The 11,887-nt window shown below is 41.4% G+C and carries 10 protein-coding genes and 3 pseudogenes; 9 read left to right on the forward strand and 4 right to left on the reverse strand.

Translation table 11 applies throughout. From position 1 onward, the window contains the following. Positions 1-54 precede the first annotated feature (54 nt). Complete coding sequence (locus F897_RS04150) at positions 55-1,092, reverse strand: hypothetical protein (protein WP_051069696.1); 1,038 nt, start codon at positions 1,090-1,092, stop codon at positions 55-57. A 281-nt stretch (positions 1,093-1,373) separates the two neighbouring features. On the opposite strand from F897_RS04150, the pseudogene F897_RS04155 reads away from it, so the two are divergent. From F897_RS04155 to F897_RS17915, 7 genes and pseudogenes are all read left to right on the forward strand, one after another. Beyond that, positions 1,374-1,820, forward strand: a pseudogene (locus F897_RS04155) (TolC family protein); the annotation flags it as partial. Between the two features lie 89 nt (positions 1,821-1,909). Continuing rightward, a complete protein-coding gene (locus F897_RS04160) occupies positions 1,910-2,773 on the forward strand; it encodes an IS982 family transposase (protein ID WP_004729973.1) in 864 nt (287 codons plus the stop codon). Positions 2,774-2,794: 21 nt separating this feature from the next. After that, a pseudogene (locus F897_RS04165) lies at positions 2,795-3,709 on the forward strand (TolC family protein); the annotation flags it as partial. Between the two features lie 98 nt (positions 3,710-3,807). Beyond that, positions 3,808-4,527: a phosphate signaling complex protein PhoU gene (gene phoU, locus F897_RS04170; protein ID WP_004787240.1), complete on the forward strand. Its 720-nt coding sequence runs from the start codon at positions 3,808-3,810 to the stop codon at positions 4,525-4,527. Between the two features lie 528 nt (positions 4,528-5,055). Next, on the forward strand, positions 5,056-6,267 hold the full coding sequence (locus F897_RS04175; RefSeq protein WP_005233509.1) for a glycosyltransferase family 2 protein: 1,212 nt from the start codon (positions 5,056-5,058) through the stop codon (positions 6,265-6,267). Next, the gene (locus tag F897_RS17910; protein ID WP_005233510.1) at positions 6,264-6,602 is read left to right on the forward strand and encodes a hypothetical protein; all 339 of its coding nucleotides are present in this window, start codon (positions 6,264-6,266) and stop codon (positions 6,600-6,602) included. Before F897_RS04175 ends, F897_RS17910 begins: the two co-directional genes overlap by 4 nt. Beyond that, a complete protein-coding gene (locus tag F897_RS17915) occupies positions 6,523-7,128 on the forward strand; it encodes a hypothetical protein (RefSeq protein ID WP_224213975.1) in 606 nt (201 codons plus the stop codon). Before F897_RS17910 ends, F897_RS17915 begins: the two co-directional genes overlap by 80 nt. Positions 7,129-7,294: 166 nt before the next feature. On the opposite strand, the gene F897_RS04185 is transcribed toward F897_RS17915, so the two are convergent. After that, complete coding sequence (locus F897_RS04185) at positions 7,295-9,097, reverse strand: ABC transporter ATP-binding protein (protein ID WP_005233518.1); 1,803 nt, start codon at positions 9,095-9,097, stop codon at positions 7,295-7,297. A 159-nt stretch (positions 9,098-9,256) separates the two neighbouring features. Here F897_RS04185 and F897_RS04190 point away from each other — a divergent pair, with 159 nt between their 5' ends. Then, a complete protein-coding gene (locus F897_RS04190; protein ID WP_005233520.1) occupies positions 9,257-9,877 on the forward strand; it encodes an alpha-ketoglutarate-dependent dioxygenase AlkB family protein in 621 nt (206 codons plus the stop codon). Positions 9,878-10,116: 239 nt separating this feature from the next. Here F897_RS04190 and ruvX read toward each other — a convergent pair whose 3' ends face one another. Both ruvX and F897_RS04200 read right to left on the reverse strand, forming a co-directional pair. Next, positions 10,117-10,560, reverse strand: coding sequence for a Holliday junction resolvase RuvX (ruvX, locus tag F897_RS04195; RefSeq protein WP_005233522.1), 444 nt, complete (start codon positions 10,558-10,560; stop codon positions 10,117-10,119). After that, positions 10,553-11,107, reverse strand: coding sequence for a YqgE/AlgH family protein (locus tag F897_RS04200; RefSeq protein ID WP_004787233.1), 555 nt, complete (start codon positions 11,105-11,107; stop codon positions 10,553-10,555). Before F897_RS04200 ends, ruvX begins: the two co-directional genes overlap by 8 nt. 218 nt (positions 11,108-11,325) lie before the next feature. Between F897_RS04200 and F897_RS16960 the strand changes: the two are divergent. Continuing rightward, positions 11,326-11,805: pseudogene (locus F897_RS16960) on the forward strand (transposase family protein); the annotation flags it as partial. Positions 11,806-11,887 lie beyond the last annotated feature (82 nt).

The following is an 11,887-nucleotide window of genomic DNA, read 5'->3' on the forward strand; positions in this document are numbered from 1 at the left end:
TGGAAGGGGATGCTGATTTTTGGCTATCTCATCGATTTTTAAGAAAAGATTGTTTTAAAGACAGATGGCATCCTTAAAACAGTCTTTACCGTAGTTCTGTGAGGGTGGGGTGACTTGGGCATAATATAAAATCTGTTCAGTGCTGGAACGGTTACGATAATCCGCAGCTAAGGCACGCTGACGCTGTTCAGGATTCATGTCCAGAAACTCTAAAAATAATTGTGCCTGTGTCGATAACTTGGATTTCTGACCACGCGCCAGACCGATAATAGTTTCCAGATGGCTGGTTTCTACCGAATAACGATCACGATAATCTTCAGAGATTGGTGATTGCTCGCTGCCTCTAAACAGGAAATAAGTATATTGTTTCAGCAGATATTCGGCATCACGCTGATAGCTGCTTTTCGGATAGGTTTGCAGATAATCTTCCCAGAACAGAGCGCGAGCGGCAATATTGGCGGCTTCAAGCTGCAAACGTTTTTCGACCAAGACCGGTTCCATATTCTGCTCAGCCAGATTTTCAATAAATACCTTTTCGGCAGCCGGTAAATACGGTGCAAAGATACGCGCCAAGTATTCCGGGCTACGACGATATTGCAGCGTGCCATTGCCCTGATCCAGCAGTTCTACATAGGCCTGACCTTTATGCTTCAATAAATACTGGTCACGCGTAGTTAACTGTTCAAAGTGGCTTTGCTGAATGGTGGGATGTTGAGCCATTTCCAAGGCATATTGCTCGAAAGCACGTTGCTGGAATTCGGTACGTTCCACATGCAGGAAGCGTTGATACATTTCAGTAGAACGCTGCATCAGGTGTTTCTGCTCGGCCAGTTCCATCAGCGGCAGACACACTTTAAGATCCTGATTAATCTGTTCCAGTGCAAAAGTGGTGCGCTGTTCATTAATCTGGGACATGTTTTTTTCAATATTTTCACACATGAGGGTGAAATCGTTCGCGGGAGATTGAACGGTTTTAACCTCGGCCTGTTCCATTTCAACCTGCGGTTCTGAGGATTGCTGGCATCCGCCTACGAACAGCAAACTGCTGAAAACAAAACAAACTTTGAATATCGAATGAATTCGCGTTAACACTATGCTTCAGGACTCTATATAGATGAAATCAGAAATAACTGCCTTACTGGGAGCTATATTGTATAGATCTAATTCAAGTTCTATGTGTAGTATTGTGAATGGCTTTGTTAAGCTAGGATGCAGGATGGGGAAAGTAGGAGGAATATTGAATAAAATCGTGGATCTATAAGAGAAAAGTAATAAAAGTCATACGTAAAAAATCAAAAGAAATCTTTAGTATTGCTGGGTTTAAAGCGCCTTAATCTGATGATTTAAATGGCTGTAGGGGTGAAAACTATAAAATGAAATTAAAACTCATCGTCAGTGCCTGTTTATTGGGGGCCAGTCCCACACTGTTTGCGCTGGATCTGCTCGAAGCTTATCAGCGTGCCCAGCAGAATGATCCGAACTGGCAGGCGAATCTGTTGCAATACCAGTCGGATCAGCTCAATCTGGGCATTGCCAGCGGAAATTTATTGCCGACTGTGACTTTATCTGGAAATGTGACCCGTAAAAACCAGTCTGCTGATAATTCATCGATAGAAGGCTTGCCTGTTGAATTTGGGGAATTACAAGGTTCGAGTACGACCACACGTCAGATTGCAGTCACTGCACGTCAGCCACTATTTCGTTGGGATGCCTGGCAAGGTTATAAGCAGGTCAAAACTTCAGTAGAACTCAGCGAAGTTAATTTGCGTCTGCAAAAGCAGCAGCATATTTTGCAGGTGGCAGAAGCCTATTTTAACCTGAGTTCGACATAAAAAATAAATAAAAAAAAGCCTTAGCATCTGTAATATCTTGGTTACGAAGACAAAACATTTCAGAGCAAGGCTTTTTCATGGACTATATTACCGAATTATTTTGTATCTTGGATGATTTCTGCAAAAAGTTTAATGAATCTTTAGAGAAAGCTCTAATTTCTGATCAAAAAACAACAATGAAAAAGTCAGCTTTAAGCTTGTCTGAAGTCATGACCATTGTCATTTTATTTCATAAATCCGGGTTTAGATTTTTCAAATATTTTTATTGTCATATGATCATCCCATTTTGGAAATCAGCTTTTCCCAAGCTTCTTAGTTACAATCGTTTTATTGAAATTATGCCGCGTTGTTTGCAAGCTTTGAGTAGTTTCTTCCATCAAGTTAAAGGAGAAGATACCGGAATTTGTATTATTGATTCGACTAAATTGGTCGTTTGCCATAATCTTAGAATTAAAAGACATCGTGTATTTAAAGGCTTAGCTGGTCGTGGTAAAAGTAGCACAGGTTGGTTTTATGGATTTAAAGTCCATATTGTTATCAACAACTTGGGTGAAATTATTAATCTCAAGATTACATCGGGAAGTGTTCATGATGTTGCTGTACTTGAATCTTTAACCCAAGAGTTAAAAGGTATTTTACTGGGCGATAAAGGCTATCTGAGTAAAGCAAAAACTGAAGCTTTAGCAGCAAGGGGGCTCAGACTATTAACCCCGTCACGCAAGAATATGAAAAATAAACCCATCCAAACTGAAGAAGAAAAACAATTGCTTTGCAGAAGAGGATTGATCGAAACAGTGAATGATCAGTTAAAAAACTTACATCAAATTGACCATTCACGTCATCGTTCGGTGAATAACTTTATGGTGAATATTATGGCTGCTATAGTGGCTTATTGCTTAAATCCAAATAAGCCAACTTTCCAAAACTTGCTAAAAAGCTAAAATATTTCATCGAACTCAGGTTATTTTAATGTTTTACGTCAGCAGTCTTTAACTACGGCTTATCTGCAAGAAGAGCAGGCTTTATCAGAACAGTTAAGGATGATGAATGCCAAACTTCGAGAAGGGCTCGTGGCGAGAAGTGATGTCAGTGAAGCCAATGCCCAATATCAGAGTGCGCAAGCTAACCGGATTTCTACACAGGTGCAGTTGGTTCTAGCTCAGGAACAGTTGGCTAAGTTGATTGGAGCTTATCAGGAAAATCTGGCGGTTCTGCGTGAGGATTTCCAGTTCCAGAAACCTGTTCCGAGTAATATCGGTTCCTGGACCGAACTGGCACAAAACCAGAATCTGGAAATTTTGCAGGCACGTTTGCAGAAACGCTATTCTGAAGATGCCAAACGGGTGGAGCAGGCGGCTCTCTATCCTCAGGTTGAAGCCGTTGGAACCTATGGCTATTTAAAGCAGACCCCTGAAACAGTGTTATCAACCAATGGGGATTTTGACCAGATTGGTGTCGAGATTAACTGGAATCTGTTTACCGGTGGCCGAACCCAAAAAAGTATTCGTCAGGCGGGCGTGAATGTACAGAGAAGTGAGGCCCAACTGGATGCCGCCATTCGCAAAGCCAACACCGATGTCAAACAGTCTTATCTGCAGGTAGAAACGGATGAGGCTAAACTGAATGCACGTAAAGCAGCGATGCAGTCTTCAGATATCGTTTCTCAAGCTTCCAGAGCTCAATATCAGGAAGGTTTAAAAACCATGGTGGATGTATTACTGGCGCAGCGCAATGCCTTCTCTACCAAGACCGATTATCTGAATGCCAAATATGATTATTTGCTGCATGTACTGCAATTACAGGCTTCAGTAGGACAATTGACAGAAAAGGAACTGGCAGAGATGAATGCCTGGCTCATTGAATATGACCGTTCTTAAAGAAGGCTAACAAGTTGTCATCAAACTTTCATGATAGTCATGCTTTAATCACAGTTCATGATGTATTTTTGCCTTTTCCTGTTCAGGAGTAGATTTCCTTGAGTCCCAATAATCCTGTGCTCAGTCATCACATTTCTTCGCAATTCAATGAAGAATTGCAGGATGTAAATACCAAGTTCATGACCATGGGTGGCATGGTAGAACAGCAGGTAGCCAATGCCATTCATGCGCTGCTGGATACAGATGCTGCCATGGCGGTCGATGTGCAGTTTCAGGACAATACTGTGAACCGCTTGGAAAGTGAAATTGATGAGGCGCTCACCCTGATTTTGGCTCGCCGTCATCCCGCTGCCATTGATCTGCGTATGGTGCTTGCCATGTCCAAGGCCAATACCGATCTGGAACGGATTGGAGATGAAGCATCGAAAATTGCCCGTATTGCCCAGACTTTGTGTGAAGAGGGTGGTTCACCACGCGGTTATATGGAAACCCGACATATTGGTAATCAGGTTCGGGTGATGATTCATGATGCATTGGATGCCTTTGCCCGTCTGGATGTAGACCAAGCGCTACGCGTGATGCAGGCAGATGCTGACATTGACCGGGAATATCAGTCCGCTACCCGTACCTTAATGACTTATATGATTGAAGATCCACGGCATATTAGTCGGGTGATCAATGTGCTTTGGGTGCTACGCTCACTGGAACGCATTGGAGATCATGCACGTAATATTTCGGAACAGGTTATTTATATGGTCAAGGGCCTGGATGTGCGTCATAGCAGTGTTGAAGAAATTGAACAAAAATTTCAGCGTTAAGCAAACCTAAATAATGATAAAAAGCTTGCATTGTGCAGGCTTTTTTTATTTCAAAAATATGCTCTTGATATTGGGAAAGCTAGACAGGATAGGCGTTCCCTAATATTACTATGAGAAAAATCACATAAATAACAATTACTAATAAGCGTTATAAATTTAATTAAAAGAAATGTGAACTATTTATCAAAAAACATACAAAATTTGTATGTAATTTAGCAAAACGGGGGTTGATTTATGAAAATGGAATTATTTTCAGAAAGTGAAAAGATTTTTTCATGTGCTCATCAAACCAATAGATAAGAAAGAAAAACGAAGCTCTTTTGTTATCAGTCACATACTTCTGGTCTAAACCTAACCCTGCTTTCATTTACTCAGTGAAATTATACATTTAAGAGAAAATTCATGATCATTGATGAAAGTCAAAGAGAAGCTTCCCGAATTTACTTTTCTGTGCAGTTAAAGTTTGTGATCGCGTTAATGGGTGCGTATTTTTGAACCGTATTTTCCATCTGGATTGCTCAGGACTGGATGCATGATTTGAGCACTTATGTTGGTTACTTTTGGGCTATTTTTCTGATTTATGGTATTGCCATTATTCCAGGATTTATGAACTCATTTGCGGCATTGAGCCTGATGATGGACAGACGCCCTAAACGCCAGCCATTAGCAGTTTATCCAGGGATTACCACGTTGGTGGCTGCTTACAATGAGGCCGCGTCAATTGAAGACACTTTGGTCAGTATTAACAAGCAAAAATATCCGGGAAAATTACAGGTTATTGTGATTAATGATGGTTCTCAGGATGAAATCGCAGAGATTGTCCGCAAAGCAGAATCAAGATTTCCCTGGCTGACTTTACTGGATTTAAAGCAAAATGCAGGGAAGGCGCATGCCTTAAATGAAGGCCTGAAACTTGCCGAACATGATCTGGTGATTACCGTCGATGCGGATTCTTATCTCCATCGTATTGCTCTGATTAATATTGTTGAGCGTTATGTGGCAGATCCTCCAAATACACGTGCGGTTGCGGGTAAAATTCTGGTACGTAACTCGCGTACCAATCTGCCGACCAAAACTCAGGAATGGGACTATTTTCTGGGAATCTCGGCAACCAAACGCCTGCAATCTCTCTATCAGGGAACTCTGGTAGCACAAGGTGCTTTCTCTATTTATGGCCGTAATGCCCTGATTGAAGTCGGTGGCTGGCCTGAATGTGTAGGTGAAGATATTGTGCTGACCTGGGCCTTGTTAAATGCAGGTTATCGGATTGGCCATTGTGAGGATGCCTGCCTGTTTACCAATGCACCGACGACGCTTAAAGTGTTTGTTAAACAGCGTCAGTGTTGGGCTCGTGGCATGATTGAAGCATTTATTAAGCATCCCAGTATTTTAATCAAGCCAAGACTCTCTACATTTTTTATTTACTGGAACCTGTTTTTCCCGTGGCTGGATATTGCCTTTACCTTTGGGTTTATTCCGGGAATCATTCTGGTATGTTTTGGACACTACTGGATTGTCGGGATCATGACCTTGGTGTTATTACCAATGGCATTCCTGTTGGGCTTCTTAAATTATTCGATTGAACGCAGAATGTTTAATGACCTGGAGCTGAAGGTCCGCAAAAACTTCAGTGGCTTTTTATTGTATGTATTGGCCTATAGCTTCCTGCTTCAACCTGCCAGTATTTTAGGCTATATGGATGAAGTGTTGAGAACACGAAAAACCTGGGGAACAAAATGAACACTATGAAAATCGGATATGTATGTGTTCCTCTGCTCATGAGTTTGAGTACTGCCAGCCTGCCCAACGGATTAGATGAAAATCAGACATCAAGTGAACGAGCGGCTGGAACAGAATTCTTTCTGAGTGACGATAGCGAAGGCTTCCAGATTCGTAAATTGTCAGCGGAATTCTTGCCTCAATATGAAGATGCCGATCATTATGTGGGTATCCTTGGCAGCGCTTATCAATATAGGGCAGATGACTGGAAACGTGATGGTCAGAAAGTCTCATTTATTGGGCGTGATAGAGTCCGCTACAGCCAATGGCTGGACCTTAGAAGCAGGGTTATTTGAGCAAGGTGATCATACTTTATTGACCTTTGATGGCAGTTACCGTACCGCACTTGCAGAAAAGACAGCAGTAGAACTTTTTGCTAATCGTGACTGGGTTGAAACCCAGCCTGCACTTGATGCAGGAACGAATTTTACTTTTGTTGGTGCAGCACTGGATCAGGGTTTAGGTGAACATGTCACTCTCGTGGGGTTAGCGGGAACACAGTTTTTCTCGGATGATAACCGCCGTGATCATGGCCGCCTTAGACTGATTTATCAGCCTTCACTAGATCTAAGTCTAACGCTTCAGGCTCGTTATCGTATGTATCGCAGCAGTGAAGAAGATGTGGGTAGAGAGTACTTCAACCCAGAAGATTATCAAGAATCGATGCTCGCTCTTGGCTGGCGTCAGCGTTTTGCTGGCTGGTCTGCAGGCTTAACGGCAGGCTTTGGCCGAGAAAAAATCAATCAGGATCCGAGTCAGTCTGCCCGATTATTCGACTTAACTTACAAAGTCCTGTTCGTGGCTCGCAATTTCTGCGGATGAATGCCGGATATAATCGTAGTGCTTCGTTCTATGGTCCGAATTACGATTACCGCTATATTAAGGGTGAATGGATTATGCGGTTTTAGCACTGGATAATGAATCTTGATTTTAAGCGGTCTTTAAAGACCGCTTTTCTTTTTTAGAGAGAGTTGAATGAAGAGCTAACCTAACTATGCGTTTCTTCCTCTGCATCATCTTCAAAAGTCTTGGCAATTTTTTCAATATTCAGGCTCTTCGCCATCGCATCAAAAATTTCCTTATACACGCCGTCTTGATGATAAAGCGCGTCATGTTCACCGTGTTCGGCAATACAACCTTCTTTCATCACGTAGGTATAGTCTGCATCAATAATTTGAGACAGGCTATGCGAAATAATAATCACGGTACGGCCTTGCTTGATCTGATCCAGACTTTGTTTGATCTGTTCTGTCGCAATGGCATCCAAACTCGCCGTCGGCTCGTCCAGAAAAATAATCGGCGGGTTTTTCAGGAACATCCGTGCAATGGCAATCCGCTGTTGCTGACCGCCAGACAGTTGCAAGGCATCGGAATCATAACCATCCGGTAGCTGTAAAATCTGTTCATGAATCGAGGCTTTTTGAGCAGCAGCAATCACTTCATCCATACTGGCATTGGTTTTGCCATAACGAATATTGTCAAAAATCGTGCCCTGGAAAATATGGTTTTTCTGTAGTACCAATCCAATATGATCACGCAGATATTGAGTGTCATAATCTTTTAAATCAATCCCATCCAGTTTGATCTGGCCTTCCTGTGGTTCATAAAATTTATCCAATAGACTGATCAAGGTTGATTTTCCCGCTCCCGATAATCCCACCAGTGCAGTAATGGTATTGGGACAGATTTCCATATTGATATCCTTTAAGGCATGATGCCCATTCGGATAATAAAAATTCACGCCACTTAGCTCAAATCGGCCTTGGACAGGTGGTTTTTGCTGTCCGCTTTGCTCAATTTCAGCATCTGCTTCCAGAATATTAAAGAAGCTTTCTGAATAAATCATGGCATCATTCACTTCATCATAAATCCGGTGCAACGAGCGAATCGGGGCAGAAACGTTATTAAAGAGCAGCACATGATACATGATCATGCCGATACTCATCTGGCCATCCAGTACAAAATAGGAAGTCAGGATGATAATCAGGACTATGCCGATCTGTTCAATAAAGGTTTTTAGGCCATCAAACAGGAAGCTGGTCTGCCGGGTTTTCATCTGGTTATCGGTCAGTTCACGCTGCAAGCTCAGCTGCTTGTCTGATTCAATCGATTCCCGGTTAAAGGATTTGATGACTGTAATTGAATTGATGATGCTGAGAATCCCTTGGCTCTTTTTTTCCCGGCCATCTCTTAGACTACGGCGCCATCCACCAAGTTTTTGTGCCTGTTTATAGGTGAGCCAGAAGTAGATCGGTACAATCGCTGTGGCGACCAGTCCGACATAAAAATTGGCATAGTACATCAGCCCGAGTGCGACAATTGCACTGGTAAATAGAGGAAAAATATCAATAAAAAAGATCTGAACCAGTCGGGTGAGGGAGCCAATTCCGCGGTCGATCCGGGTCTGTAATTTTCCAGCCTGGTTATTGTCCTGATTAAAAAATGCCAGCCGGTATTTTAAAAACTTTTCAATAATGCCTTGAGCCAGATCTTGGGAAATAAAAATCCGCAGCTTTTCTCCATAAAACTTCTGCCCAAACTGGACCAGTGCATTCATCACCTCTTTACCAAGTAAAATGGCAGAGATAGTAATCAGTATATGCCAGCCTTCATCCAGCCCTTGTCCTTGTTCCAGCAAAGCATTGATACTGTCGACTGCATATTGCAGGGTCAGTGCATTGACCTGAGCAGTAAAGGAACCAATCAGGGTCAGAATGAGGGTCGCAATCACCAAAAGCCGATAAGGGCTGACAAAGGGACGAAGTTTTAAAAACAGCTGCCATAAATTCATAAGCAATTATTTTTATTGTCAAAGTTGGATTTAGTCTAGGCAGGAATAGAGGTGCTCACAAGAGTAAATGTTGTATTTATTTGTGAAATTGGATTGTAATTTTTCTGGATAAGTCTCAATCTTTTCAGCAAGATACTAAAATTTTTAGACTGATTTTAAATGACTTTGGACCTGTTTACGCCAGAACCTCAAGTGAATTTATTACCCTTTGATGGGGTGGCAGAGGATTATGGCCAGATTTTAAATGAGCAGCAGAGCCAGCAATATTTACAGCATTTTTTGGCTCATCTAGCCTGGCAAGCGGATGAAGTCACTTTATTTGGCAATCACTATGTCACTGGGCGAAAAGTCGTCTGGTATGGCGATGAACACTATCAATATCATTATTCCGGAAGTTTCAAACAAGCTCATATCTGGACACCGGGGCTATTTCGGTTAAAGCAGCATATTGAGAAATTGGTGGGTCATTCCTTTAATTCCTGTCTGGCTAATTTATATGAAGATGGTTCGCAGGGTCTGGGCTGGCATAGTGATGATGAAGCGGCTTTATATCAGGGGACATCCCAAGAAAATGTGATTGCATCCCTCAGTCTGGGTGCAACCCGCAAGATGAGCTTTAAACATAAGACAGAAAATAAAACAGTAGATCTGCTTTTGCAAAGTGGTCAATTGATTGTGATGCGTGGACAGACTCAACACTACTGGAAACATTGTATCCGGAAAACGACTCGGATTTTGGAACCCAGAATTAACCTGACTTTTCGTTATTTTTTTTCTTAATTAAATTATCTTTGATAAAACAAAAAATATTAGTTCATTAGCATTTAAAATTCTTTCTCCCTCAGGGAGAAAGTGAGGATGAAGAAATTTCTTTGGTCATTGTTTTATGATTAAAAAATGATTGATGAAGGCACTCTATTCTTGTAGATTGAAAGTATCCCAATGAACTAAAAAAGAGATTCTTTAATTCAAAAAAATAGCATCTCGAAAGATGCTATGGCTGATATTCAAAAAGAAATTTAAGGTTGTAGTCCAACCGGATGCCGATACCAGCTTTCAATCAAGAGGGCAGCAGCAATACTGTCCGCTGACAATTTTTTGCCGCGACCTTGTGCTTGATAATGATCCAGTTCATCCCGTGCTTCACGAGTGGTCAGACGTTCATCCACCATCAAGGTTTCAATATTGGTCTGATGACGTAAACGGCGGGCAAATTTTCGTGCTCGTGTCGACAGTTCAGATTCACTATCATCCATATTCAGTGGCAGGCCGACCAAAAATAAGCCTGGCTGATAGCTTTTTACGATTTTTAGCAACTCATCCCAGTTCGGGATCCCATCTTTCATGGGAAATAAAGGGAGGGGATTGGCACTTTCAATCAGGGATTGGCCGACTGCCATTCCCATTTTCTGTGTACCAAAATCAAACGCTATAATGGTGTTCGGCGCGTTTACATCAGGCATGTCCAATCTCGGAAGATAACCAGGTTCGGTCTACGCCCATTTTTTTATAGGCAGCATCCCAGCGGTCGTTATAAGGTAAGTTAAAAATCAGGTCCATATCGGATTCACAGATCAGCCAGTCACCTCGGGCAATCTCTTCTTCAAGCTGATGTTTACCCCAGCTCGCATAACCCAAGGCGATCTGATAGCGGCCTACACCTTCATTATGCGCAATCGCATCCAGAATATCTTTAGATGTGGTAATACAAACATTTTCACCCACAGCAATAGAGGAATGCCAGGTCGGCTGACCGGTATGCAGGACAAAACCAGCCTCTGGTCGCAAAGGTCCACCTTGCAACACTTCATGGGGATTGACATTATCCGCTTCAATATCCAGATCATTCAGCAATTCTTTAATTTGAATGCCAGCAGGGCGGTTAATAATGATCCCTTGAGCGCCATCTTCATCATGACGGGCCAGATAAATGACCGTGTGGGCAAAAAAATCGTCACTTGCATGGGGTGGCGCAATCAGACAACGATGAGTCAGATATTGTTTAGTCACCTGAGCGGCTCTCCAAAAGTCTATATCGTTTGTGATCGTGGTAGATGATTTATCAGGGCAAAAGACTGGATTTTCAATTCTGCAAATTGTCTATTCCTTTATTTACTTATCCCACAAAAATGCACCACTGACAACTTAGCTTTGTAGATGCTGAGTATAAAAAAACTACAAATAGGTATTTTTTATTTTTTCAATAAATCAATAAAATCAGTTTTATTTTATTGATTGATGCGACAGAATGTTCAATAGAACGTCCGAAAAAAAATCAGAGTAAGTTCTACAGTGGTAAAAGAAGAACCATACGCTAAAAGCACAAGTGATCTATCATCCGAATAGCAAAAAAAATCATAGGGTTAGATATATCGAATGGCAGTCAGCATGATATTAAATTGGCAAGAAAAACGGTTAAGAAATTCAAACATTGTGAATATGTTATGACCGATTTAGGGTACTACGGATTAGAGCAAGATGGCTTTAAGTTATTGATGCCAATAAATAAAAAGAAGAATTTACCCTTATTTAATGTTGAGAAAAAGTACAATAAAATGATTGGAAAAATACGAGTTGTGATCGAACACATTAATAGTCAATTGAAAAGATTTAGAATATTAAGTGAACGCTATCGAAATAGACGGAAAAGATTCGGTTTACGCATTAACTTAATTGCTGCACTCGTAAACCGGATAAACTTGCAATAATGACTTTCGCAAGAGATCTATTTTTAATTGTTTAATAATCAAACTAAATAATTAAATAGAAGAAAATATTAAATTTTATATT

It is taken from the genome of Acinetobacter variabilis, from assembly GCF_000369625.1.
In the GTDB taxonomy this organism is placed as follows: Bacteria; Pseudomonadota; Gammaproteobacteria; order Pseudomonadales; family Moraxellaceae; genus Acinetobacter; species Acinetobacter variabilis.

Excerpts from the sequence above, each read along its gene's own strand:
- F897_RS04160 (WP_004729973.1), top strand. The coding sequence starts at position 1,910 with ATGGACTATATTACCGAATTATTTTGTATCTTGGATGATTTCTGCAAA.
- F897_RS04175 (WP_005233509.1), top strand. The coding sequence starts at position 5,056 with ATGCATGATTTGAGCACTTATGTTGGTTACTTTTGGGCTATTTTTCTG.
- F897_RS17910 (WP_005233510.1), top strand. The coding sequence starts at position 6,264 with ATGAACACTATGAAAATCGGATATGTATGTGTTCCTCTGCTCATGAGT.
- F897_RS17915 (WP_224213975.1), top strand. The coding sequence starts at position 6,523 with ATGGTCAGAAAGTCTCATTTATTGGGCGTGATAGAGTCCGCTACAGCC.
- F897_RS04185 (WP_005233518.1), bottom strand. The coding sequence starts at position 9,097 with ATGAATTTATGGCAGCTGTTTTTAAAACTTCGTCCCTTTGTCAGCCCT.
- F897_RS04190 (WP_005233520.1), top strand. The coding sequence starts at position 9,257 with ATGACTTTGGACCTGTTTACGCCAGAACCTCAAGTGAATTTATTACCC.
- ruvX (WP_005233522.1), bottom strand. The coding sequence starts at position 10,560 with ATGCCTGATGTAAACGCGCCGAACACCATTATAGCGTTTGATTTTGGT.